19 protein-coding genes are annotated in these 23,887 nt (G+C 67.1%); 11 read left to right on the top strand and 8 right to left on the bottom strand.

The window, feature by feature from the left end; genetic code table 11:
* Positions 1-100: 100 nt before the first annotated feature.
* From G4D86_RS36720 to G4D86_RS36700, 5 genes are all read left to right on the top strand, one after another.
* Positions 101-1,039, top strand: coding sequence for a right-handed parallel beta-helix repeat-containing protein (locus tag G4D86_RS36720; RefSeq protein ID WP_163998813.1), 939 nt, complete (start codon positions 101-103; stop codon positions 1,037-1,039).
* Positions 1,040-1,142: 103 nt separating this feature from the next.
* The gene (locus G4D86_RS36715; protein ID WP_163998811.1) at positions 1,143-2,186 is read left to right on the top strand and encodes a hypothetical protein; all 1,044 of its coding nucleotides are present in this window, start codon (positions 1,143-1,145) and stop codon (positions 2,184-2,186) included.
* 134 nt (positions 2,187-2,320) lie between these two features.
* Positions 2,321-3,427: a hypothetical protein gene (locus tag G4D86_RS36710; protein ID WP_163998808.1), complete on the top strand. Its 1,107-nt coding sequence runs from the start codon at positions 2,321-2,323 to the stop codon at positions 3,425-3,427.
* 1,582 nt (positions 3,428-5,009) lie between these two features.
* Positions 5,010-6,014 carry a fasciclin domain-containing protein gene (locus G4D86_RS36705; protein WP_163998806.1) on the top strand — a complete coding sequence of 335 codons (1,005 nt, stop codon included), beginning with the start codon at positions 5,010-5,012 and terminating at the stop codon, positions 6,012-6,014.
* Between the two features lie 201 nt (positions 6,015-6,215).
* Complete coding sequence (locus G4D86_RS36700; RefSeq protein WP_163998804.1) at positions 6,216-6,512, top strand: hypothetical protein; 297 nt, start codon at positions 6,216-6,218, stop codon at positions 6,510-6,512.
* A gap of 951 nt (positions 6,513-7,463) precedes the next feature.
* Here the strand turns inward: G4D86_RS36700 and G4D86_RS36695 are convergent.
* Together G4D86_RS36695 and G4D86_RS36690 are read right to left on the bottom strand one after the other, a co-directional pair.
* Positions 7,464-8,900 (bottom strand): serine/threonine protein kinase, encoded by a 1,437-nt coding sequence (locus G4D86_RS36695; protein WP_163998803.1) that lies wholly within the window; start codon positions 8,898-8,900, stop codon positions 7,464-7,466.
* A gap of 249 nt (positions 8,901-9,149) precedes the next feature.
* Positions 9,150-9,701 (bottom strand): hypothetical protein, encoded by a 552-nt coding sequence (locus tag G4D86_RS36690; protein WP_163998800.1) that lies wholly within the window; start codon positions 9,699-9,701, stop codon positions 9,150-9,152.
* Between the two features lie 196 nt (positions 9,702-9,897).
* Here G4D86_RS36690 and G4D86_RS36685 point away from each other — a divergent pair, with 196 nt between their 5' ends.
* From G4D86_RS36685 to G4D86_RS36670, 3 genes are all read left to right on the top strand, one after another.
* On the top strand, positions 9,898-10,563 hold the full coding sequence (locus tag G4D86_RS36685) for a dihydrofolate reductase family protein (protein WP_163998798.1): 666 nt from the start codon (positions 9,898-9,900) through the stop codon (positions 10,561-10,563).
* A gap of 56 nt (positions 10,564-10,619) precedes the next feature.
* On the top strand, positions 10,620-11,297 hold the full coding sequence (locus G4D86_RS36680) for a transposase (RefSeq protein ID WP_163998796.1): 678 nt from the start codon (positions 10,620-10,622) through the stop codon (positions 11,295-11,297).
* 655 nt (positions 11,298-11,952) lie between these two features.
* Positions 11,953-13,791, top strand: coding sequence for a T9SS type B sorting domain-containing protein (locus tag G4D86_RS36670; protein ID WP_163998794.1), 1,839 nt, complete (start codon positions 11,953-11,955; stop codon positions 13,789-13,791).
* A gap of 214 nt (positions 13,792-14,005) precedes the next feature.
* Here G4D86_RS36670 and G4D86_RS36665 read toward each other — a convergent pair whose 3' ends face one another.
* Entirely contained in the window at positions 14,006-16,339 is a 2,334-nt protein-coding gene (locus tag G4D86_RS36665; RefSeq protein WP_163998792.1) for a Kelch repeat-containing protein, read from the bottom strand.
* Between the two features lie 329 nt (positions 16,340-16,668).
* Between G4D86_RS36665 and G4D86_RS36660 the strand changes: the two genes are divergently transcribed.
* The gene (locus G4D86_RS36660; RefSeq protein ID WP_163998790.1) at positions 16,669-16,947 is read left to right on the top strand and encodes a DUF6289 family protein; all 279 of its coding nucleotides are present in this window, start codon (positions 16,669-16,671) and stop codon (positions 16,945-16,947) included.
* Between the two features lie 15 nt (positions 16,948-16,962).
* On the opposite strand, the gene G4D86_RS36655 is transcribed toward G4D86_RS36660, so the two are convergent.
* Entirely contained in the window at positions 16,963-17,232 is a 270-nt protein-coding gene (locus G4D86_RS36655) for a hypothetical protein (protein WP_163998770.1), read from the bottom strand.
* 30 nt (positions 17,233-17,262) lie between these two features.
* On the opposite strand from G4D86_RS36655, the gene G4D86_RS36650 reads away from it, so the two are divergent.
* The gene (locus G4D86_RS36650; RefSeq protein WP_205520036.1) at positions 17,263-18,954 is read left to right on the top strand and encodes a long-chain fatty acid--CoA ligase; all 1,692 of its coding nucleotides are present in this window, start codon (positions 17,263-17,265) and stop codon (positions 18,952-18,954) included.
* Between the two features lie 19 nt (positions 18,955-18,973).
* On the opposite strand, the gene G4D86_RS36645 is transcribed toward G4D86_RS36650, so the two are convergent.
* Entirely contained in the window at positions 18,974-19,546 is a 573-nt protein-coding gene (locus tag G4D86_RS36645) for a GNAT family N-acetyltransferase (RefSeq protein ID WP_205520033.1), read from the bottom strand.
* Between the two features lie 55 nt (positions 19,547-19,601).
* On the opposite strand from G4D86_RS36645, the gene G4D86_RS36640 reads away from it, so the two are divergent.
* Entirely contained in the window at positions 19,602-20,282 is a 681-nt protein-coding gene (locus G4D86_RS36640) for a winged helix-turn-helix transcriptional regulator (protein ID WP_163998789.1), read from the top strand.
* 62 nt (positions 20,283-20,344) lie between these two features.
* On the opposite strand, the gene G4D86_RS36635 is transcribed toward G4D86_RS36640, so the two are convergent.
* Genes G4D86_RS36635 through G4D86_RS36625 form a run of 3 tightly spaced genes read right to left on the bottom strand, consistent with a single transcriptional unit; the run spans position 20,345 to position 23,886 of the window.
* Entirely contained in the window at positions 20,345-21,487 is a 1,143-nt protein-coding gene (locus G4D86_RS36635) for an acyl-CoA dehydrogenase family protein (RefSeq protein ID WP_163998787.1), read from the bottom strand.
* A 12-nt stretch (positions 21,488-21,499) separates the two neighbouring features.
* Entirely contained in the window at positions 21,500-22,705 is a 1,206-nt protein-coding gene (locus G4D86_RS36630; RefSeq protein ID WP_163998785.1) for an acyl-CoA dehydrogenase family protein, read from the bottom strand.
* A gap of 2 nt (positions 22,706-22,707) precedes the next feature.
* Complete coding sequence (locus G4D86_RS36625; protein WP_163998783.1) at positions 22,708-23,886, bottom strand: acetyl-CoA C-acyltransferase; 1,179 nt, start codon at positions 23,884-23,886, stop codon at positions 22,708-22,710.
* Between the last annotated feature and the right edge of the window lies 1 nt (position 23,887).

Here is a 23,887-nt window from a genome sequence, read left to right as displayed (position 1 = left end):
GCTCGGGCAGCGGGCTGACCCCGACGGCGAGGTGAGCCGAAAGAGGCTCTGTGCCTAGCCTCCACGGCACGGGGCCGGGGCTCTCGCAAGGGGTAGGCACATGCGTCGTGCAGCAGCTGTCGCCGCCGTGGCCCTGGGCCTGGCGGTGCTCCTGGCGGTGTCACCCTCCGCGCGGGCCGGCGCAGGAGCAGCGGACGCGAGTCGCCGCCTCCGGTGCGGCGACGCCATCACCCGCAGCACGCGGCTCACCCACGACCTCGCGTGTCCGGGCACGAACGGCCCGGCACTGCGAATCACCCGCGCGGGCGTCGTGCTCGACCTGGGAGGCCACACCGTGCGCCGCTCCGGCCCGGATACGGGGGTGTCGGAGGGCATCCTGGTCGAGGCCGACAGCACGGTGCGCAACGGCACCATCCAGGGTTTCACCTGGGGCTACCTCGTCGACTCCGGCCAGGACGTGCGGCTGTCCCGGCTCACCTTCAGTGACAACGAGAACGCCGTCTACAACCGCTACGGCAGCGCCACGACACTCACCCTCACGGACTGCCGCCTGCTGCGCAACGGCACCGGGCTGGCCAGTGAGCAGGACGCGGGCAACGGCGCGTTCAGGGTGCGCTCATCGCTCTTCAGCGGGAACAGGCTCGCCTTCGCGGCGAACTTCCATTCCGTCGAGGTGGACCGCTCGACCTTCAGTGACAACGCGCTCGTGTTCTGGTGCCCCTTCGGCAGCGTCACCTTCAGGTCGAGCCTGCTCTACAAGAATGAGGTCGTGGGCCAGGTGCCGCTGGGCGAGTTCGGCTACGGCACCTGCGGCGAGGCGAGGTTCGTCAGCACGGTCGTCTCGAGCAACGGCGCCTTCGGCCCCGCCGGGGAATCGGCCTGGAAGCCGTTGCACCTCGTGCTGCGCGACTCGTGGCTCCTCGACAACGCCACGGGCCTGGAGGCCCGCGCGCGGACGCTCGACGTCCAGGGCAATACCTGGTCGGGCAACGGGAGCGGCCTGCACGTGGCCGAGGCCTCCTCCGCGCCAACCCCCTGAAATCAGGCGGGTCCACGCTCAATCTCACTTCCCAGGAAACAAATGACCCGTGGGTCCGATAACTACCATGTAGGGAACCGCCCCCTTACCCCCGAGGGCTCTCATGGGCTTCAAGATCCCCAGCTTCAGCGATGTGAAGAAGACGGTGACCAACACCGTGAAGGACGCGAAGGACACGGTCGTCGGCACGGCGAAGGACGTGAAGAACACCGTCGTCGACACGGCGAAGGACGTGAAGAACACCGTCGTCGACACCACGAAGGACACCTTCGAGGTCGTGAAGCACAACCCGGTGACGGACGCGCTGAAGAAGGCGGTCACCGACCCGAAGGACCTGGCGCGCGACACGTTCCAGACGGGCCTGCGGCTCGCGTACGACGGCGCCACCAAGCTGCTGCCGGACGGCGCGGCGAACCAGCTCGTGAAGGCCGCCGAGGGCGGCGTGGACGCGCTGGCCAAGACGTCCGAGCTGCTCACGGGCAAGAACTCCTCGCTCACCGAGAGCCTGAAGACGCTGGGCAAGGTGGACCTCGAGGGCATCACCCGCACCACGGACCCGGTGACGGGCCAGAAGCTGCAGGGTGACTGGCCCAAGCTGTGGGGCACGTGGCTGCTCGAGGAGAAGCCGAAGGACCTGGGCACGTGGGACAAGACGGCGAACGGCACCGACCGCGTCACCGTCCGCGACAACGCGTACACGGAGGACCTGGCCGGCCGCCCGCACCAGCAGCAGGTGACGGAAGAGTTCTTCAAGCTGTACCCGAACCCCAAGCCGGGCGACGTGTTCCCTCCCAAGAACGCCACCGCGGAGCAGAACGACAAGGCCCTGTATCGCTTCACGGGCCCGGGCACCGCCGAGGCCAGCAAGGAGAAGTACACGTCGCTGGAGTGGTTCATCGGCTCGTACCGCACCGAGGTGAAGTGCACCGGCATCGACGAGAAGACCGGCAAGCCGAACCTCACGTACGAGGTGGTCAACAACTCGCACTTCGAGTCGGGCACCCGCGTGCCGGCCACCTTCCAGGAGAAGGGCCTGCCTCCGGCCCTCGTCCAGGACCGCAAGCGTGAGACGGGCCTTGGCGTCGGCGGTGACTGGATTCAGCGCTACACCTGGACCAGCAACGGCGTGGACAACCCGAACAAGTAACGGCGTCCTGAAGCACTGAGAAAGGCCCGGTGGTCGCCAGGAGCGGCCCCGGGCCTTTGTCATTCCAGCACGCCGCCGCCAGGGTCCCCAACCGGCCTATGCTCGTCAGGCTGTCTGATTGTCGGAGGCTTGCCATGGAGCCAATCCCCGCTGCGCAGTCCACGTCCGGCAACGCGAACGACCTGGCCCAGAAGCTTCAGGAGACGGAGCAGACGGTGAACGCCTTCCTCGCGAATCCGTGGAAGGTGCCGGGGTTCAAGAAGAAGGACCCGGAGCTCGTGAAGGCGTTCTCGCGGGTCTCCTCGCGCCTCGTCGAGCTCCGGGTGTATCTGGAGCTCGGAGCCGCCGTGGCCAGGCCGCCTCCGCCCGTCCAGGCGGTCACCTCCGTCCTCCAGCGCATCACCGGCAAGCTCGGCCGCGACGCGGCGTGGGATGCCGCCGAGGATTTGAAGATCGCACTGCTCTACTTCGCGCCAGACGCGCACCTGTCCTCGCTGCTCGAAGGCGAAGCGGAGCTGAAGGAGCTCCGAGAGCAGCGCGCGGCGGCCGAGAAGACGGGCGAAGCGCTCTCACCGGGCCGGCGGGAGGTGGTCGTCGACCGGCTTGCCACGCTCTACCAGCAGCGGATGGACGCCTGGCGACATGACCGCGCGAATGAGCAGCTCCGCGCGAACTACTTCTTCGCGGTGACGGCCGTGCTCGGCGTGGTGCTCGGCCTGGCGGGAGTGATGGCGCTCTGGGAGGGGAAGCCCTTTGACGGCCCCGTGAACACCCTCCTCCTGACGGCGATGGCGGCCGGAGCCCTGGGGTCGGTCCTCGGCGGTGTCTATTCGCTGCGGGACGAAGTCATGAGCATCCGGCAGCTCCGCGCCTTCTGGCCCGTGCTGACCGCGCAGCCCTTCGTGGGCGCGACGGCCGCGATGCTGCTCTTCGCCGTGCTGACGAGCGGGCTCATCCAGGTGGCGAACCTCGACGTGAGTTCCTTCACCTGGCAGCACCACACCGTCTTCGGCTTCCTCGCGGGCTTCTCCGAGCCGTTCTTCCTCGGCGTCGTGAAGCGGGTCGCCGGCCTGGCGGACGAGAAGAAGGCGCCTCCCAATGCCCCTCCTCCCAAGCTCGCCGGAGACAGCCTGGACCCGCGCAGTCGCAAGGTTGAGCCACCCGTCGCGGAAACCCAGGCGGGTCTCATGGATGCCAGGGCACCGACGCATGAGGACACGGGGGCGCCTGTCAGGGTGTGACGGCCTGTCGGCCGCATCTACGTGCTGGCGGTGTCGTTCTCCGGGTTGGGCTGGACGCCGCTGGTGCTGAGCCGGACGGGACTGGGCTGGCTGCCGCCCTCGGTGCCGATGCGAGTGTGCCTGCCCAAAAACAGACGCAATCATGCCTGGCATTCAAATCAAGTTACAACAGAAATCGAATTCCACACAATCTACTGACCAACAGTCCCGCGGGCCACCGGCGTAGACACCACCCGATTGCCCGTCGTCGTCCCGGTGGCGTCCTGCTACAGGTGGGTCCGGTTCTCAGTCGCCAGGGGTAGACCGAGAAGCCATCCTCGCCAGAATTCCACGTCCGTCCACGGCGAGGCCACTGTCCGGCACAAGATACGCCATAAGCGCCCGATTTTCCTCGTGTTCTACGGACGCCATCAGATTTTCCGCATCATTTTCCTCCTCGTCGGCTCACTCCGGGGACGCACCCCAAACTCTCCTGACTATCAGGAGCTTAAGGAAAATCTGCATGTCTCTGAATCTTGGATGGACCTTCGCAGCCTTTACAATGGCCATGTTGGTTTCGGCGGGGAGCGCTTCTGCAACGTGCCCGGCAGGGCCCCCGCCGGCCCCGGTGCCCAACAGTTGCGGCACACAACTGAATGACTGCCTGGGATATGCAAACCAGTATGACGATGAGTACTTGCGCAATCAAAGAACCATGACGTGCTACGACGTCTACAATACTTGCATGTATCAGAATCCCGTCTGCGGGGACGGAACCTGCTCGGCTGGGGAGAACTGCTCAAGTTGCTTTAGTGACTGCGCACAATGCAGCAGCACGAATCTGGGCACGGTGACGCGCAACTGTTCATCGACGCTGTTGTATACCGACATCTCCTTTTGGCTTGGCCAGGCGTCGGGCGGCTATTGCTACTACCCTATCTATGGCTACTATACCGAGACATGCAATGTGTATCGCCGCACTGAGACCTACAATACTTGCAGCAGCCCGCCCTCTAGCATCGAGGAGACCTATGAGGGCAATTCCACGAGGAACTATCAATCCATCGTAGGCACGCATGCCGAGTACGGCCCGTGCCGTGGCTGAGTTGACGCGGCTCGTGCGTTGAAGCCTGTGTGGCGTGGCTGAGCGTTCCACCACGCCACACGAGCGGCATGGCGCTTGAAGACGTATCGTAAGTGTTCGACGTGCCCCGTCGTTGCGGGCTCCTGCTTCTGGTGAGACCTCCAGCGGCCACACGCCAGTCGCCCAGCCAGTCTCCTGCGGGCTCTGCTGGACCCGACGCAGCAGGAGCCCATCAATCAGGCCCGCCCCAGCGCCAAGGGTGGGTGCAACGCCACGTACCCGTCTGCCATCCGGGGCGGCCCCTGCGCCGCCGCATGTGGCGCCTCTTCCGCCCGCTCCAGGTGAGCTGTCCGTCCTATACTCGGGAGCGGCTGGTAGGGGTGCAGTCGGCGTGGATATGCGGCCATTGCCGAGGTCGGCGGAGGCATTGGCTGTGGCAGTCGCCGCCGGAGTCGCGCTCCGGCAGTAACGTGTGAGAAGGGCTTGTTCCTCGGAAACGAGCGGCGGAGGATGGTGGCCATGCGCCGAGTCCTCTTTCTGTTCCTGCTGCTATCCCTCCAAGCATGCAAGGCCTTCTACTCCTCCACCCCCATCCCTCCGAAGGTCGAATACTCGGGCCATCGCCCGCCTGTGCATCATCGCGACAACGATACAGGGTACACGTCGTACTGGACCGCGGTGCCACACTGGCTGCCGGAGGGCAAAGCGGAATACTACGAAGACGGGACCTGCTGCTTTGTCCAGCGCGTGTCAGAGAACGCTCCCCTGGTCCAGGTCCACCTGCTGCACGGGTACTTCGGCATCGGAAACAACTGCAGCTGGGAGCTCAATCGGGTCAACCAGGTCCGAGACGTCAACGGCAGCTACAACAGCAAGGTGAGCATCGAGATGTGGAATGACCGGAACCACCTTGACTGTGAGCAGCTCACCCCGCTCCTCTTCAAGGATGACCTCTTCCGCAAGTTCGCCGAACCGGAGTGGTTGGTCGCCGAGGAAGCCCGGAGAGCCAACGGTGGGACTGCGCCCCAACAGGCCCCCACTGAAGAGTCGTCTCAACGCGCCGCCGAGGTCGCAACGGCAACGCCGCTGGAGGCCCCGAAGCCGTCCAGGGGCGGGACCACGCTGAAGGATGTGTTGGAAGAGGCGGGCCAGTTTTCTGGCTTCCTGAAAGCCCTCGAAGACAGCGGCGGGACGACGTGGCTCACGGGAGCCGGTCCCTACGTGGTGTTGGCCCCCACCGACGAAGCGTACGGCCAGATGGCCAAGAGGGTGAAGAAGCAACTCGCTGGCGAAGGCTTCTCGAAGGAAGAAATCCAGGCTTTCTGGCTCCGGCACATCGTCTCCGGTTCTTACACCTACGAGCAGCTCGCGAAGCTGAAGTCCGTTCAGCCCGTCGCGGGAGAGGCGCTGAAGATCCTGGTGAAGGACGAGTACCTCCGCATCCACCGGTCCAACACCACCGGCACGCCCCTCAGCGCGCCTAACGGCATCATCATTCCCATCGACAAGGTCATCTACGACTGACGCTTTAGAAGTAGACCTGCACCTGGCCCGCAGTTCGTGCTGGGAGTTCCCCCAAGCGTGGGCAGGGCCGAAGCCACAAGAGGCTTTGCCCACCGCTTCAATCACAAGCGGTGTATCCCGGCGCGTTACGCGGAAGTACGTATTTACTCCGAACCACAATCCCCTGAGGCTGACGCGGCAGTCCACCAAAAGGAGCTGTCCATGCGTACCGTGCTCAAGTCGCTGCTCGCCTCCGCCTTGCTCCTGGCCCTCGCGCCGCTGCCGGCCGCCGCGGCTCAATGCCAAGGCTACTGTGGCTGCGGCGTGCCCTGCGACCTCCGCTGCAACATCGGCGCCGTCGTCACCACCTGCGGCGCCGAGCAACTCTGCATCGACTACTGTCGCGCCCCCAGCGCGCCGCAGGCCTCCGTGAGCGAGGAGATGGAGACCTCCGACGACGCGGCGCCCGTATGCGAGGAGCCGCAGGTGTCCGAGTCCGCGCCCACCGCCGAGAGCTGAGCGCGCCCGGGACGCAACCCCAGACATGGCCGTGAGGGATTGCTCAATCCCTCACACCGCCTGGAGCGGGTCTCCCGTCATCTCGTCCAGGAACGTGGAGATGGCGGCGTTCACCGCCTCGGGCTGCTCCAGGTTGCTCATCGCAGGGCCCCCCCCAGAGCTCGTGGGGTTGAGCCCCAAGCACCCGCAGTGCCCTGGACGCCCACACCCCTGCGGCCTGCTGCCTGCCTGGGCCGCTTGGGCCGGCGTGTGCCCAGAGGGAAGTAGGCGGCGAAGTAGCCCCCACCAGCGTCGTCATCCCGGTGATCGGCATGCTCCGGAACGGGTGATCGGCTTCGGTCGGAATCGCTGATCGGCATGGTCGGAATACGCACGCGTGCCCTACCGGCAGTGGACGCTGTCTTTGACAACCAGGGCGGCTCCTGGTGCGAGACCCTATCCCCAGATCTCGAACCACGCGGACACCCCATCCGCGTCACGAACTCCACGATTGAGTGACGGGGGGCATACCGTCGGGACCCCGTTCGCGCTAGCCTTTGCCCCGTCGTGCCAGAAGCCCGCCAACCCATTCCGAGAGGTCTCTGTGTTTCGTTCCGCGAAGAAGACTGGTCAGGTCGTGCTCGCCGTCGCCGCTGGTTTTGTGATGTCGTTCGGTGCCACGCAGGCGTTTTCCAGCCCCGAAGCAATGCCCCTCATGAATGACTGCCAGGCCCGCTGCCAGGCGGCATGCGAAGAGATCGGCGCCCGGGCTGGCATTTGTCAATACGACGGGAGCTGCGACTGCTACTACTGAACCGCCTGGCCTGAAGGCCTGCTTCACAGACACCGAGGCGGCCCGGGGGACCTCATTCACGGGCCGGCTGAAGGGGGACGTCCCATCCCAGGACGCGAGCACGGTGGACTCCCTCTTTCGCGACTTTCTCACCGCAGCCGGTACCTCGGCCCTACCCGCTATGGAGCGTCGTCGCGATTCGTGGGTCCTGAGGTGGAAGGGCGTCGCAGTGCCCAGACGGGGACATAGCACTCGCCCTTGTACGCAAAGCCGTCCGTGGCTTCGCAGTCCTTCAGCTCCACAAGCAACTTCGCCCAGCAGCCGCCGTTGATTGCGACCATTTCCTTACCGGGGCATCGTCCCGCACCATCGGGTCTGCGCTGAGCTGGGAAGGGCTTCGGCGGCAGCTCAGCCCGGATGGACGTCCCCATGGAGGGTGCTCGCTCGGGAGCGACGGGTGCCGTCAGCGCGGCGTCTCCGACGGCGACCGTGCCTCCATCCTTCGCCTCTTCACCCTCCGCGACGTATGTCTTCTCAGACGGCTCGACCGACCGCGTGCTCAACAACACTCCCGCGCCCAGGGCCAGGGATGCACCGAGGCTGGCCGCGACGAACCATGGCCGCCTCGCCACGCGAGGAGGTCGCCGCACCGTCACGCGCTGGACCGGAGGAAAGAGGCCCGCGGGTCTCGCCTCGTCCCCGGTGAAGAGAGGCGCATCCGCTTCAGGCCCCGCCTGCCGTGCAGCCCGCTCCAGTGCCTCGGATATCTCCCACGCACGGCCCCGTGCCTCCGGTCGGAGCGAGAGCATCCGGGACACCAGGGCGCTCAGCTCCGGAGCGCAGCGGGCGTTGATCGTGCTGGCAGTCCAGAGCGCCAGCTTCTTTGGGTGCCAGAGCCAGGCGTCGTCGCCACGCGGATGCGCCGAGGGAGGGTACTTGCCGGTGACGAGCCGGTAGGCAGTGACCCCCAGGGCGAAGACGTCATCGGCGGGGCCGGGCGCATAGGCGACGGAGGGAGGCTTGGCGGAGCGCAGCACGAAGCGCCAGGCCTCGGGAGCGCGGTAGACGGGAGTGCCGGGAGGAAACGGCTGCCACGTCAGCGTGGAAGCGCCCAGGTGGTGCCCCGAGCCGAAGTCCACGAGGAAGGGCTGTCCGTCCGCACGTCGCACTCGGACGTTTTCACCCTTCACATCCCGGTGGACACCTCCGGCGGCATGGGTGGCCTCCAATGCCCGCGCCAACCGGGCGAGGACGTGGAGCACCTGCCGTGACGACGGGCGCTGCGCCACGGCCCAGTCATAGAGCGGCACGCCCTCGACCCATTCCATGACGAGCCAGGCGTAGGGCGCGCCGTCGCGGGGCTGCCACTGTCCGTGGTCGAAGAGGCGCGGAACAGCGGGATGGTGGATGCGAGAGAGCAGCTCGGCCTCACGCACGAAGCGGGCATCGCCGGGGTACAGAGCCAGCTTGAGGGCCACGACACCCGGAGTTTCCTCCAGGCTCTCGGCCCGGTAGACAACGCCGTAGGCGCCCCGGCCGCGCTGCTCCAGCAGGCGCCACCGGCCGATGGACGTCCCCGGGGGCAGGCTTGCCGGATTGAGGTATTCGGACTCCATGAATGGCCTCGTAGGCGGTCCACTCCGCGTACGGTCAGGCTACTCGCAAGGTCCTCGACCCCCAAAGCAATCCGCCAGGTGGAGCGTGGCGTTTCATCCCCCTGAGGCCCGCGGTGAACGGCCGGCACGCCGTGCAGGACTGCGAGGTGCCGCCCGAGGTGGGCCGCGCGCGGCTTCGGGCGCGCATGTCCACGGGGCGTCGGGCTGCGCCTCAACGCTCGCCTGCGCCCCTATTCCCGAGCCCCGCGGCTAGCGTCGGGCGCTCTTCGCCTTCGGCGCCTTCTTCTTCGCCGCGGGCTTCGCACGCTTCGCGGCCGCCGGGGCCTTGCGCGCCGGGCGCTTCGCGGCGCGGGCCGGGCCCGCCCACACCTCGAGCGAGGCGCGCGTCTCGGCCGCGCGCGTCTTGTTGCCCAGCGCCTCCTGCAGCAGCGCGAGCCCCTCCATGGCGTGGCGCACCTGCGCGTCCGTGAGTTCCTCGTGCTGGAAGAGGTTGCGGTAGGCCTTGGCGAGCCGGGCGAGCGCGACGAGCGACTCGGTGACCGCGCCGCTGCCCGTGGCCTGCGGGGAGCGGAAGTGCCCGAGGCGATAGCTGATGCTGCCCCAGTCCCAGCGCTCGCTCGCGGGGCGGCCCTGCGCCAGCCGGTCGCGCTCCAGCGTCGCCTGCCAGTCGGCGCCGAACTGGGCGCGCAGGGCCTTCTCGAGGAAGACCTGGAGCGCGTCGCGCGCGCTGCCCAGGGCCGGGTCGAGAATGGCGCTGACGGTGGCATTGCGGGTGCTGGCGGTCGTTCTGCGGATGGACACCGGGTGCGGCTCCTTCGAGAGAGAGAGGCGCGCAGGGTACCGGGCCTGTCCGGGGTCAGCCAGGAATGCGCCGGCCCGAAGCGCCGCAGCAAAAACAGCGGGCGTGTCGATCTGGCCCTGCCTCGTTCGTCGCCACTTCAGAAGACGGTTGGTCCAAGGGTCGCAGGCGATGCCTGTGCCAGAAGGAGTTACGCTCATGTCGAGGCTTCGGGTAAACGCATTCTCAATCTCGATCGATGGTTACGGCGCCGGTCCCGGCCAGGATCTGGACAATCCGCTGGGAGTCGGAGGCACCGCGCTGCACCAGTGGGTCTTCGGCACGCGAACGTTCCAGAAGATCCACAGCGACTTCGCCGGAGAGATGATCGGCAACGAAGCGGGTAGAGCAGGCGTCGACGACGACTTCGTCGCGCGCGGCTTCGAGAACGTCGGCGCCTGGATCCTCGGCCGCAACATGTTCGGGCCGATGCGTGGCCCCTGGTCCGACGACAGTTGGAAGGGCTGGTGGGGAGCCAACCCGCCCTACCATGTGCCCGTCTTCGTGCTCACGCACCATGCTCGCGCGCCGATCACGATGGAGGGCGGAACGACGTTCCACTTCGTGACCGATGGAATCCACGCCGCGCTGAAACGCGCGACGGAGGCAGCTCAGGGCAAGGACGTCCGACTCGGCGGCGGCGTTGCCACCATTCGCCAGTACCTCACCGCGGGGCTGATCGACGAGCTCCACCTCGCGATCTCTCCCGTGCTCCTCGGCAGTGGCGAGCACCTCCTCGCCGGCATCGATACGGTGAGCCTCGGCTACAAGTGCACGGAGCACGTCTCCACGAGCCTGGCCACGCATGTTGTCCTGACGAAGTAACTCCAAAGCGTCGGAGGGCACGGCGGCAGGGCCTACGTGGCGGGCAGGCCGGAGCCGTGTCGTTCATCCAGTTCTTCGGCTCCGCCTTGCAGGTAACGCCGCACTTCCACTCGCGGGTACCGGACGGCTTGTTCGTGCCGGGGGAGGGCGGCATGCGCTTCGAGGCGTTGCCGCCGCCTACGCAAGGTGAGGTGGAGCCGCTGCTGAGGGTGGTGCGTCACCGGGTGCTGCGCCTGCTGGAGAAAAGAGGGGCCCTGCACGCGCAAGGGACTGAGGACGCGCTGCAGGCGTACCAGGCGCACTCCCTGCAGCAACGGCTGCGCTGGACGGAGGTGGACGTCCGGCTGCCTCCCAGCAAGCAGCCGCGGTGCGCCTTGCTGGAGGGTTTCTCCCTGCACGCCAACACGCACCTGCATGCCAACGACAGGCAGGGACTGGAACGGCGATGCCGCTACGGCGCGCGCGGTGCGCTGGCGCTGGCGCTGGAGCGGCTGTCACGAGCGGAGGACGGTCGCATCGCCTATCGGCTGAAGCGCCCGCTGCCGGGCGGCACCACGCACCTCTTCTTCACCGAGTTGGAGTTGCTGGGTCGCCTGGCGTCCCTGGTCCCCCCGCCGAGGGCGAACCTCACAAGATTCCACGGCGTCTTCGCTCCGGGCGCCAAACTCCGGCCATTTCTGCTCCCCCAAGCGTGGGCAGGGCCGAAGCCACAAGAGGCTTTGCCCACCGCCTGAGGCGGCGGCGAAGGTGGAAGCGAAGAAGGAGCGGACGCCGCGAGTGGATTGGGCCGGGCTGCTGCGCCGGACGTTCGCGCTCGACGTGTTTGCCTGCGTGAGATGTGGAGGCAGGCTTGAGGGTCTTGGCGTACGTGAAGGAAGCACCAGGGGTGCGGGCGATTCTGGATCACCTGGGCTTGCCCACGGCATGTGCGAGGTGGGCCCCGGCACGAGGGCCACCCCAGGCCGCGGGGTGCTGAGGCGCAAGACAGCCAAGAGGTCCCGGTCCCTGCCACGCACCTGAGGGGAGCGCGGCCTGGACAGTCGCGTACCCCAAAGGGGCTGCGCCGCCTGTCCACCGGCCAGGAGCATTGCTCGGGCGGCCCCGTCAGCGGCCCTCCTCGGCCCCTCCGCACCCTCCCTCCCCCTCTAAGCCGGTCCCCACATTCAACTCCTGCATGGAGTTTCTAGTGGCTCGTCCCGGGAGCACGCTACTCAGCCAGCGACAGAGCCCCGCGAGTACCGCTCCAGGCCCACTACCCACACGGACAGACCTGTTTCAGATTCCAAGAAAATGTGAGAGCCTCGTTCACGTTGGACTCCCAGGGAACGACAGGCTTCCTCCTATTTCTCTCTGGCAGCGCAGACATCCGCCTCGAACCGAGCCTGACACATGAAACACTTGCTGCTCTTGATTTCCTGTCTCCTATCCTTTCCATCCCTTGCCGACAACATCGTCACCGGCAACACCCGCGTCCAGCAGGGCGCCGTGGAGACCTACTTCGTCCAATGGCCTTACTGGGACAGCACGTATGAGAGGTATGCGAACGTCACATGGTCCGCCAGCAACGGCACTGTCCTTGCGTCCGACAGGCAATCCGCCACTATCCAATGGAATACCGCCGAGAACAACAGCGATCTCCAAGGGACTGTCGAGGTCTATGAGGATCTTGGCAGCCAGTCCGGCGGGCTGGCTGTGGAACTGCTCAACACCAACACGAGCGAATCGGAGTTCTGCAATGGCATCCTGGGCCCCCCCGCCGTCGCGGAGGACTTCGGCAGTGGTGGCAACCCCGGGCCGCCCCTGACGGGTGGCTCGACGACCTACACTTATAACCCGAGCTGTGCGATCAGCCCCGACCAATACACCAACACGAACAGCTCCGTGGGGTGCAGGAGCCTCTGGCATGGCATCCCGGAGGACCACACCCCGAATGACACCAACGGCTACTTCCTGATGGTAGACGCGGACGACCGCCGGGGAGAATTCTACCGGACCACCGTCAGCGGGCTAACCTCCGCCTTTCAGTATGAGTTCTCTGCCTGGGTGGGAAACCTCATCAATACCTCGGGCTTTCAAGAACCCCGCGTCCGCTTCGAGGTTTATGCCCCTGGCGGCGGCCTGCTGGGCACCAGCGGTGACATCGTCATCCCCTTTACGTCAACCTTCCAGTGGCAGCGGGTCGGCTTCATGTTCGACCTGCCACAGGGGGTCACCGACGTCCAGGTGGCAATCGTGAACCGGAACCAGAGCAACTCCGGAAACGACTTGGTGATTGACGATATCTCCTTCGCGCCCTGCTACCCTTCCATCATCGCCTCGTTCCAGAACGGCGTGGTGGTCGACAGGGCACATACCTGCAACAACGGCTCGGTAAACCTGTACTCCTGGTGGCCTTCCACGGTGCCCTTCACCTCGCCGTCCTTCCAATGGCAGCGTAGCCCCGATAATGGTGCGACCTGGGGCAACATCCCCGGCGCCACCTCCGTCACGACCGCCCACACGGAGCCCACCCCCGGTATCTACCAGTACCGGATCTTGAGCTACGAGACCTCGAATCCCTCTCAATCTGTTGTCTCAAACCCACTCACATACTTCGTGCAGCGCATGGTGGTGGTACCCAAGACCTACAGGCTCTATTCTTGCAACGGGAGTGCCGCCTCAGGCAGTCTGCCGGCGTCGTATTACCTGGAGTTCGCGGATCCGTCCGTCTCCCAGAACTTCACCTTCAACTGGTCGCCGTCCACGTATCTCAGCAACACGGCCTCGGCCCTTCCATACGCCACCCTGCCTTCGGCAGGCTCCACGCCGCCACCCAATGGGCCTCCGGCGCCCCCCATCAATTACTCCTATATGTTGACGGTGACGAACACCAACTACGGCTGCTCGGCATCCAGCCCCCAGACCGTGGCACATCACAACCCGCGGAAGGTCTACGTGCCCAACGCCTTCACCCCGGATGGCGATGGTCTGAATGACTACTTCAGGCCCATCAACCTTGAGGACTACCCGGAATCCGAGTTTTGGGTGTTCAACCGCTGGGGACAGGAGGTCTTCTATTCCCAGGGCCCCACCCAGCAGGCGTACTCCTGGAATGGCACCTTCAATGGCACCCCACAGCCGGGGGGTGTTTTTGCCTGGCGGGTCTCGATGAGTGGATGCTGGGGCAACCTCTACAACGCCACGACGGGTGACAACAGGCCCTCCGGAACGGTGACACTTATCCGGTAGGCCAGCCCGTGGCCCGCGCATGCCGCTCCTACCTCGGCTGCGCGGGCTCCTCCAAACGCGTCCACGGCCCAATGCTTAGCATGCAATGATGCCTTCAAGCCGGATGGGCTTGCCCCGGGTTTCGTGGGGCAAGCCCATGACGGCCCTCCCTGTTCCGGGTCACAGGCTGGACGGAGAGAGCATCTCGAACGGGCAGCTACAACGGCCGGTTCTCTCAGGGGGAGTAGAGCTCTGCGGACGAGAGGGTACCTGAATTCTGGCCCCCCGAGACGAGCACCTGACCGGAGGAAAGCCGGACGGTGGCGTAACCGCTGCGGGCCGCTGCCATGGATGCAGTGGAGGACCAGGAGTTGGTGACAGGATCGTACAACTCCGCGGAAGACAGAGCGCTGCTGCCGCTATTGCCACCTGAGACGAGCACCTTGCCGGAGGAGAGCGCGGCGGCGGTGTATGAATAGCGGGCCGCTGCCATGGATGCAGTGGAGGACCAGGAGTTGGCGGCCGGATCGTACAACTCCGCGGCGGAGAGCGCGCTGCTGCCATTGTAGCCCCCCGCGATGAGCACCTTTCCGGAGGAGAGCAGGGTGGCTGTATGGGAGAGGCGCGCCGAGGTCATGGAGCCGGCGGAGGACCAGGAGTTGGTCGCTGGGTCGTACAACTGCGCAGCGGCGATGGGGGTGCTCCCCCTGCCCCCCGCGATGAGCACCTTGCCCGAGGAGAGCAGGGTGGCGGTGTGGCCCCAGTGTGCCGAACTCATGGAGCCGGCGGAGGACCAGGAGTTGGTGGCCGGGTCGTACAACTCCGCAGCGGCGATGGTGCTCACCTGGTAATTGTCGCCCCCCGCGATGAGCACCTTCCCGGAGGGGAGCAGGGTGGCGGTATGGGCGGAGTGCACCTGGGCCATCGAGCCGGCTGAAGACCAGGCGTTGGTGGCTGGATCGTATAGCTCCGCGGAGGAGAGCCCCCAGGGATTGTTGCCTCCCGCGATAAGTACCTTGCCGGACGAGAGCAGGGTTGCCGTGTGCTGGTAGCGTGCAGTGGCCATGTTCCCAGCGGGGGACCAGGAGTGGGTCGTTGGGTCGTACAACTCAGCGGAGGAGAGATAACCGCTGCCATTGTTGCCACCTGCGACAAGCACCTTGCCTGATGCGAGCTGTGTGGCGGTAAAGGAGGAACGGGCCGAGCTCATGGCGCCCGCTGAGGCCCAACCCGAGGGATCGCAGGCAAGCAGCCCCGTCACCGCGAAGCTCTGGGTGGACGAGAGGCCGTAGGTATTGGTGACGGTAGCGGTAATGGTGGGGGTGACACCCGTTTGCGTGCAGGAGGGCGCCGTCCACGCCACCTCGCTGGAGTCGGCGGTGGTGGTGGGCGTGCCGGTAGTGCCCGTGGTGGAGGCCCAGGAGAAACTCATCGCGCTCGCCTGCGGGTCCACGGCCTTCACCCGGAAAACCACCGTGCCGTTGGCGGAGGTGGAGGCGGCGGACTGGAGGGTTTCGGTGATGTCGGGTGGGAAGCCGGCCGTCTTCTTGGGGCCCACGCAAATGGAGAGGGTACCCGTGGTCTGGCCGCCAATGGCCTGGCCATTGCGGAAGTCGGTGACGGTGACAGTGAGGTTGCAGTTGTTGCACGTGCTGCTGCCGGGCAACGCCGTGGCGGTGAATTGCGCGGTGGCGGAGGTGGCGTTGGTCCACGTGCCAGCGCAAGAGGCCGCCCAGCTGTAGGCCAGGGTGTCGCCATCGTTGTCGGAAACGGTGGCGGAGACGGTGGTGGACTCATTCACCTGGAGGGCCGTGGCGCTGGCGGAGAGGTTGCTCACCTGCGGCCAGGTATTGAGGGAGGCGTTGACAGCGGCGTCCCCATTGCCGGAGGTGACGTTGACGTTGAAGGTCACCTTGCCCTGGAGGCCCTTGGAGTCCGTCACCGTCAACGTGAGGGGGACGGTGAGGGCGGACGAGGGAGCCGTCCAGGTGGTGGAGAGGCTGGAGGGCTGGGCGAAGGTGCCCGAGGGCGCGCTCCAGGCATAGGTGAGGGTGTCGCCCGGGTTGGTATCGGAGGCGGAGGCGGTGAGGGTGACAGTGCCACCGGGCTCGACAGTGCCGGGGGCGGCGGACAGCGAGGAGATGACGGGGGCGGCGTTGGCGAAGGGCGCCGCGGGGCTGACGTCCTGCAGCGTGATGGAGACGGCCGTCGTCTGCCTGGCGAGGATGGTGACGCCCGTGGCCGAGCCGGCGTACATCTTCGTGCCACTGCTGTTGAAGGCCTCGGCGGAGAAGGTGCGGCCGGTGCCCGCTGGCAGCATGCCGAGGAGGCCGCTCCACTGGTTGTTGGTCTTGACGAGCTCGGCGGTGCGCGCCGGCATGTCGGCGGCGGACACCGTGACGCGCACCAGGGTGACGTCAGCGGAGGTGATGGCTTGCGCCGTGGTGCCAAACAACTGGGCTGAGCCCGTGGTGTCCTCCTCCTGCGGGGAGGACGCGCCACACCCGGCCACGAGGGCCAGGAGTGTGGCTGTCAGGTACAGCCACACATGCTTTGTCATTCGCGTCATGGGGGAACCTTTCCGAGAGAACCCGGGGACCGGGATCGTGCCGGGTTCACTTCCATTTCAGGAGCCAGCGAATGAGAAAATGATGCAGACAATCCGCATGACGCAGGGAAGCGCCCCCAGAGCGGGGGCGCGGCGCCTTCGCCTGGTTCTGTCTCCAGAAGAGAGCTGCCGGCTCGCGGGGCAGGTGACGATCCGTTGGAGCAGCTCCTGGCTCACCGGAGCCGACGTCCACGTCCTCCGCGGATTCTCTGCATCATTTTCCAAGTCGCCAGCTCTCCTACCGCAGACCCTGTGCCACGGCGGTACAGGCGTCTTGCACGGAGAAACACATGACAGGGAAGCACGTCGCACGAGGACTGCTGCTGGCCGCGGGAATGCTGTTGGCTGGCTGTGGCGGCATGGAGGTCGCGGAGGAGCAATCGCCTTCTCTGGAGACCCGCGAGGATCAGTTCATCTGCAACGAAGTCGGGACCTACCACAAGTGGATCTATTACGACGACGCGGCCATGACCGTGGCCGTGGGCGAGCGCATGTGTGATTGCGACGGCCCCAGCAGCTGGGGACGGTCCACCGCGTTCTACCGAGAGGTTTCCGGCGACTGCCCGTAACCGTGCGCGGAGTGCTCAGCCGACCTGGGTGAGCTGCGCCACGGCCGGCGCGTGCGAAGCCGCGACGGTGTCGGCAGCCCGGCGCGTGTTCGCCTCGATGGCCACCTGACAGAGCGCCGTCTGCGCTTGCAGTTGGAGAACGAAGGCCCGTCCCCGGCCGTGGCGGATGCCGATGAGCGACGGGGCAACTGGCGCGGCCCCGTGCGCTACCAGCGGTGCCTGTTTGTTCCGCTGCCGGTCATTCCCCTCCTTTAGGATGGGTCCTCGCCATCGCGTTCGTGCCATGACGACCCGCTCCAGGAGGTCGCCGGTCCGATGATGATTCCCAATCCAGACGCGAAGGCGATGAACACCGCCCACCACGCCCATTGGCCGGTGGGCCTGCCTCACTCCATCTCCATCCCCGACACCAGCCTGTATGTAAATCTGCAGGTCTCCGCGCTGCGCTACCCGAACAGGCCCGCGGTCGTCTTCTACGACACGGTGCGGACCTACGCGCAGGTGCATGAGGAGGTGCTCGCGCTCGCCGGCTATCTGCAGAACGAGTGTGGCGTGCAGCGCGGCGACCGCGTGCTGCTGGACATGCAGAACAGCCCGCAGTTCCTCATCGCCTTCTACGCCATCCTCCGTGCTGACGCGATGGTCGTCCCGGTCAATCCCATGCTGCTGACCGAGGAGCTTCAGCACTACGTCACCGACAGCGGCGCGAAGGTCGCCATCGCCTCGCAGGAGATCTTCTCCCGCGTCGCGCCGCTGCTTGGAAAGACGTGCCTCACGAAGGCAGTGGTGGCGGCCTACTCCGACTCCCTGCTCGAGCCGACCGAGCTGAACGTGCCCGACTTCGTGCGCGCCCCCTACTCCGTGCCCGCCGCACCGGGCGTGGTGCCCTGGAAGGAAGCGCTGGCCGCGAAGCACACGCCTCGCGAGCACCTGGCCGGCCCGGATGACCTCGCGTGCATGCCCTACACCTCCGGCACCACCGGACGGCCCAAGGGCTGCGTGCACACGCACCGCACGGTGATGTTCAACGCGATGGCCACGCCGACCTGGTGCGGGCCGGTGGTGCCCGACAACGTCGCGCTGGCGGTGCTGCCGGTCTTCCACGTGACGGGCATGCAGTCGGTGATGAACGCGATGGTCTATTCCGGCGGCGCCGTGGTCATGCTGCCGCGCTGGGACCGAGACGCGGCCGGCCAGCTCATCACCCGCTACAAGGTGACGTCGTGGACGCTGATTCCGACCATGATGATCGACTTCCTTTCGAACCCGCGACTGGGTGAATACGACCTCTCCGGCATCAGGCTCGTGTCGGGTGGCGGCGCGGCCATGCCGGCGGCCATCGCGCAGAAGCTGCTCGACCTCACCGGCCAGCAATACCTGGAAGGCTATGGCCTGTCCGAGACGATGGCCGCCTCGCACATCAACCCGCGCCGGCGCATGAAGCAGCAATGCCTGGGCGTCCCCTACCTGAACGTCGACTCGCGCATCGTCGACCCCATCACCTTCAAGGAGGTGCCACGGGGCGAGGTCGGGGAGATATGGATCCACGGCCCGCAGGTGTTCAAGGGCTACTGGAACGACCCGCAGAAGACCGAGGAGTCCTTCGCCGAGCTCGACGGCAAGCGGTTCTTCCGCTCCGGGGACCTGGGCTACATGGATGAGGAGGGGTTCTTCTTCTTCACCGACCGCCTGAAGCGGATGATCAACGCGAGCGGCTTCAAGGTCTGGCCCGCCGAGGTGGAGTCCATGATGTACCAGCACCCGGCCATCCAGGAGTGCTGCATCATCGCGGCGAAGGACGCGTACCGCGGCGAGACAGTCAAAGCGGTCATCGTGAAGCGGCCCGGCGCGACGGCGACGGGTGAGGACATCATCCAGTGGGCGCAGGAGAAGATGGCCGCCTACAAGGTCCCCAGGGTGGTGGAGTTCGTGGACACGCTGCCGAAGACGGCTACCGGCAAGGTGCTGTGGAAGCTCCTCCAGGACCAGGAGCTGGCGAAGCCGTAGGCACCGCGGACGCGCGCTCCTACAGCCGCAGGCGCAGCCCGAAAACCTCGAGCGCCTCCTGTCTGAAGTCCAGGTCGGGAGAGCGCTCGAAGCCCATCCGCTCGTACATCTTCCAGGCCACCGTCATCGCGCGCGTAGTGTGGATGATGACCTGACTCACCCCGTCTTCCTTCGCCCGGGCGATGCAGGCCTCGACCAGGGCCCTGCCCACGCCCAGCCCGCGCGCCCCGGGGTCCACCGCCAGCAACCGGAACCCGGCGGCGTCCTTCTCCCGCGTGGCACTCCCGCCCGAGCCGTACTGCGCCATGTCCGAGAAGTAGACCACTCCGCCGACGAGCGCGTCCCCGCTGACAGCCACGAGGAGCCGGGTGGCGGGGCGCTCGGACATCCGCCCGATGTGGGCCAGCAGCTCGTAATACTTCGGCTGCTCGTCCGGCCCAGGGAACCCCTCCAGGCGCGAGTAGACGGAGACCATCAACTGCCCCAGTCCCTCGAACTCGTCGCTTCTCGCTTCCCGGATGGTGACGTGGCTCTGCATCGCGCGGCCCTCGGCTGTTGAAGAGGCCTGGACGATAGGGAGACCGCTGCTCATGGGGCGGTACGAAATCCGGACCGGGTGCCCGGCGGCTTCACGGTACCCTCGGCCGATGAAGACCTACGGCCAGTTCTGCTCCATCGCGCGCGCTCTCGACCTGCTTGGTGAGCGATGGACCCTGCTCATCGTCCGCGAGCTGCTCTGCGGGAGCCGGCGCTTCGGCGACCTGCGCCGCGGCATTCCACGCATCTCCCGCACGATGCTCTCCGCGCGGCTGCGCGAGCTGGTCGACGCGGGCGTCGTCGCGCGCGATGACGGCGACGAGGGGCCTTCGTACGTGCTCACCCGCGCGGGAGAGGAGCTCGTGGGCGTCGTGCGCGAGCTCGGAACCTGGGGGCAGCGCTGGCTCCCCCGGGAGCTCCCTCGCGAGGAGCTCGACGTGGACGCGCTCGTCTGGGACATGCGGCGCCGGGTGGACGCCGAAGCCCTTCCCTCCGTCCCCGTCCTGGCGCGGCTCGAGCTGACCGACACCCGGGGGCGCGCGGCCGTGCGCTACCTGCTCCTCCGCCGGAGCGAGGTGTCGCTGTGCTCCGTCAATCCCGGCTTCCCAGAGGAGCTGGTCGTGCGCGCTCCGCTCCGCACCCTGACGGCCTGGTGGCGCGGCGACCTCTCACTCGCCGACGCGCGCTCGGCGGGGATGGTCGTCCAAGGTCGGCGGGAGTGGGTGCGCGCCTTCCCGAAGTGGTTCGAGCGCTACGCCTTCGCGGCGGTCACCCCCGCAGCCGAGGGATGACTCGCCGGCACCGAGTCCTCCCTGAACGCGGCCGCGTCCCATGAGCACGGCTCGCGGTTGGCTCACGCCACCAGCAGCGAGTCGCTCACCTGCGCGAGGTGATGGTCGGCGTCGCCGAAGGTGGCGTTGATGACCGTCAGTCGCTTGAACAGGTGCGCCGCAGCCAGCTCGTCCGTGACGCCCATGCCGCCATGGAGCTGCACGGCCTGCTGCCCCACGTAGCGCGCGGACTGCCCCACCAGCGCCTTGGCTGAGGACACCATCCGCCGCCGCTCGGCGGCGTCCTCGGACTGCACCTTCACCGCGGCAACCATGGCCATGGAGCGGGCCTGCTCGATGGCAATCAGCATGTCCGCCATCCGGTGCTGGAGCACCTGGAACCGGCCGATGGGCGTGCCGAACTGCTTGCGCGTCTTCAGGTACTCGCGCGTGGTTTCGAGCAGCGCGTCCATGGCCCCCACCGCCTCGGCGCACAGCGCCGCGATGGCCAGGTCCACCGCGCGCTCGATGACCGGCAGCGCGCCGCCTTCCAGCCCGAGCAGCGCGTCCGCGCCCACGCGCACGTCCGCCAGCTTCACCTCCGCCGCGCGCCCTCCGTCCTGCGTCACGTAGCCCTGGGCGCTCACGCCAGGAGCCTCGCGGTCCACGAGGAAGAGCGACACGCCCGCCCTGTCACGCGCGCCTCCGGCCGTCCGCGCCGAGACGAGGAGCTTGCCGGCCTGCAGCCCGGAGAGCACCAGGGACTTGGCCCCGTTCAGCACATACCCGTTCCCCTCCCGCTTCGCCGTGGTGGCGACGTGCTCCAGCGCGTAGCGGCTTCCCTGCTCGTAGTGGGCGAAGGCCATCAGCAACTCGCCCATGGCGATGGCGGGCAGCAACGCCGCCTGCTGCGCCTCCGTGCCCGCGTCCCGCACCAGCCCGCCGCAGAGCACCACGGTGGGCAGGTACGGCTCCAGCACCAGCGCGCGGCCGAAGCTCTCCATGACGAGCATCGTGTCCACGGGGCTGCCATTCATCCCGCCGTGGGCCTCGGGGATGCCGAGCCCGAGCACGCCCATCTCCGCGAGCGTCCTCCAATGCTCCTTGCTGTAGCCCGCGGCCGAGCGGGAAATCTGGCGCCGCTTCTCGAAGTCGTACTCCTTCGCCAGGAAGCGGCGGAGCGAGTCCTGGAGGGCCTGCTGTTCCTCGGTGTAGCTGAAGTCCATGTCCGCCTCGCCTCACAGGCCCAGGAGCATCTGGGAGATGATGTTGCGCTGAATCTCGTTGGAGCCGCCGAAGATGCTCAGCTTGCGCATGTTGAAGTAGTCACCCGCCGCCGCCGCCGCGTGCTCGCCTCCGACGCGAGGGCCGGAGTAGCCCGGCTCCAGCGCCTCGGGCAGGTACGCCAGGGCGTCATGCCCGCTGGCCTGCATCGTGAGCTCGAAGATGGCCTGGCCGATTTCGGTGCCCTTGATTTTCAGCACCGAGGCGACGGGCCCCAGCCCCTTCTTCGCGTCCTTCGCCTCCGCCGACAGCACGCGCAGGAGCGTCACCTCCAGCGCGAGCAGCTCCACCTTCACCTGGGCCACCTTGTCGCGGAAGCGCGCGTCCTCGATGAGCGGCCGGCCATTGGAGGCCGTCTCGCGGCGGGCCACCGTCTCCAGTCGCTTGAGCAGCCGCTTCCACTGGCCCACGTTGGCCAGCCCCGTGCGCTCGTGACCGAGGAGGAACTTGGCGTACGTCCAGCCCCGGTTCTCCTCGCCCACGAGGTTCTCGACAGGCACCTCGACGTCGTCGAAATACGTCTCATTCACCTCGTGCTCACCATCCAGCATGATGGTGGGGCGCACGGTGATGCCCTTGCTCTTCATGTCGATGAGCAGGAAGGAGATGCCCTCCTGGGGCCGCCCCTCGGTGCTGGTGCGCACGAGGCAGAAAATCCAGTCCGCATGCTGCCCGAGCGTCGTCCAGGCCTTCTGGCCGTTGACGACGTAGTGCTGTCCCTTGCGCTCGGCGCGCGTACGCAGCGAGGCCAGGTCCGAGCCCGCGCCCGGCTCCGAGTAGCCCTGGCACCACCAGTCCTCGCCACTGAGGATGCGGGGCAGGAAGCGCTCCTGCTGCGCCTTGTTGCCGAAGGCCATGATGACCGGCGCCACCATCCTCAGCCCGAAGTCGAGCTGCCGGGGCGCGCCCGCGTCCGCGGCCTCCTCCTCGAAGATGTGCTGCTCAATCGCGCTCCAGCCCGTGCCGCCGAAGGCCTTCGGCCACCCGGGCGCGCCCCACCCGCGCTGGTGGAGGATTCGCTGCCAGAGGACCGTGTCCTCCTTGCCGAGCCGGAGGCGGTGTTGAACCTTGTGGCTCAACGCCGGAGGAAGCTGGGCCGCGAGGAAGGCGCGCACCTCGCGCCGGAAGGCTGACTGCTCGGGAGTGTCGTTCAGGTCCATGTTCAGGCCACCTCGAAGAGTCCGGCCGCGCCCATGCCGGTGCCAACGCACATGGTGACGACCACGTGCTTCACGCCTCGGCGCTTGCCCTCGATGAGCGCGTGCCCCACCAGGCGCGCGCCCGACATGCCATAGGGGTGCCCCACGGCGATGGCGCCGCCATCCACGTTGAGCCGCTCGTCGGGGATGCCCAGCCTGTCGCAGCAGTAGAGCACCTGCACCGCGAACGCCTCGTTCAACTCCCACAAGCCGATGTCGTCCACCTTGAGTCCGGCCCGCTTCAGCAACTTCGGCACGGCGAACACCGGACCGATGCCCATCTCGTCCGGCTCGCACCCCGCCACCGCGAAGCCGCGGAAGTAGCCCAGCGGCTTCAGGTTGCGCTGCGCGGCCTGCTTCGCGTCCATCAGCACGCAGGCGGAGGCACCGTCGGAGAACTGGCTCGCGTTGCCCGCCGTCACCACCCCGCCGGCCACGGCCGAGCGGATGCCCTTCACCCCTTCGAGTGTCGTGTCCGGGCGGATGCCCTCGTCGGCGGCCACCGTCACCTCGCGGGTGCCCAGGGCGCCCGTGGCCTTGTCGGCGGTGCCCATGAGCGTGGTGAGCGGGACGATTTCGTCGTTGAACCGCCCCGCCGCCTGCGCCGCCGCGGCGCGCTGCTGGCTGCGCACGCCGTACTCGTCCTGGGCCTCCTTCGAAATCTTGTAGCGGGTCGCCACCGTCTCCGCGGTCTGCAGCATGGTCCAGTAGAGCTCGGGCTTGTTCCGGGCGAGCCACTCCTCCTTCAGGTACAGGGTGTTGACGTTCGCCTGCACGGTGGAGATGGACTCCACGCCGCCGGCCACCATCACCCCTGCCCCATCCACGAGGATGTGCTGGGCGGCCATGGCGATGGCCTGCAGGCCCGAGGAGCAGAAGCGGTTGACGGTGACGCCGGCGACGCTCACCGGCAGGCCCGCGCGGATGGCGGCCATGCGCGCCACGTCGTTGCCGGTGGAGCCCTCGGGGAGGGCGCAGCCGAAGATGACGTCCTCCACCTCGGCCGGGTCCACGCCCGCACGCTGCACGGCGTGCTGGATGACGTGGCCCGACAGCGTGGCGCCGTGGGTCATGTTGAAGCCGCCGCGCCAGGACTTCGCCAGCGCGGTGCGGGCGGTCGATACGATTGCGACGTCGGTCATG

It is taken from the genome of Pyxidicoccus caerfyrddinensis, from assembly GCF_010894405.1.
GTDB lineage: Bacteria > Myxococcota > Myxococcia > Myxococcales > Myxococcaceae > Myxococcus > Myxococcus caerfyrddinensis.
The sequence above is the reverse complement of the archived record's forward strand: the minus strand, read 5'-3'. Positions and strand labels throughout refer to the sequence as shown.

Coding starts and splice junctions, on each gene's coding strand:
- G4D86_RS36660 (WP_163998790.1), top strand. CDS start 16,669: ATGACAGGGAAGCACGTCGCACGAGGACTGCTGCTGGCCGCGGGAATG.
- G4D86_RS36630 (WP_163998785.1), bottom strand. CDS start 22,705: ATGGACCTGAACGACACTCCCGAGCAGTCAGCCTTCCGGCGCGAGGTG.
- G4D86_RS36695 (WP_163998803.1), bottom strand. CDS start 8,900: ATGGAGTCCGAATACCTCAATCCGGCAAGCCTGCCCCCGGGGACGTCC.
- G4D86_RS36705 (WP_163998806.1), top strand. CDS start 5,010: ATGCGCCGAGTCCTCTTTCTGTTCCTGCTGCTATCCCTCCAAGCATGC.
- G4D86_RS36700 (WP_163998804.1), top strand. CDS start 6,216: ATGCGTACCGTGCTCAAGTCGCTGCTCGCCTCCGCCTTGCTCCTGGCC.
- G4D86_RS36640 (WP_163998789.1), top strand. CDS start 19,602: ATGAAGACCTACGGCCAGTTCTGCTCCATCGCGCGCGCTCTCGACCTG.
- G4D86_RS36645 (WP_205520033.1), bottom strand. CDS start 19,546: ATGAGCAGCGGTCTCCCTATCGTCCAGGCCTCTTCAACAGCCGAGGGC.
- G4D86_RS36670 (WP_163998794.1), top strand. CDS start 11,953: ATGAAACACTTGCTGCTCTTGATTTCCTGTCTCCTATCCTTTCCATCC.
- G4D86_RS36715 (WP_163998811.1), top strand. CDS start 1,143: ATGGGCTTCAAGATCCCCAGCTTCAGCGATGTGAAGAAGACGGTGACC.
- G4D86_RS36625 (WP_163998783.1), bottom strand. CDS start 23,886: ATGACCGACGTCGCAATCGTATCGACCGCCCGCACCGCGCTGGCGAAG.
- G4D86_RS36650 (WP_205520036.1), top strand. CDS start 17,263: ATGATGATTCCCAATCCAGACGCGAAGGCGATGAACACCGCCCACCAC.
- G4D86_RS36655 (WP_163998770.1), bottom strand. CDS start 17,232: ATGGCACGAACGCGATGGCGAGGACCCATCCTAAAGGAGGGGAATGAC.
- G4D86_RS36665 (WP_163998792.1), bottom strand. CDS start 16,339: ATGACGCGAATGACAAAGCATGTGTGGCTGTACCTGACAGCCACACTC.
- G4D86_RS36685 (WP_163998798.1), top strand. CDS start 9,898: ATGTCGAGGCTTCGGGTAAACGCATTCTCAATCTCGATCGATGGTTAC.
- G4D86_RS36710 (WP_163998808.1), top strand. CDS start 2,321: ATGGAGCCAATCCCCGCTGCGCAGTCCACGTCCGGCAACGCGAACGAC.
- G4D86_RS36635 (WP_163998787.1), bottom strand. CDS start 21,487: ATGGACTTCAGCTACACCGAGGAACAGCAGGCCCTCCAGGACTCGCTC.
- G4D86_RS36720 (WP_163998813.1), top strand. CDS start 101: ATGCGTCGTGCAGCAGCTGTCGCCGCCGTGGCCCTGGGCCTGGCGGTG.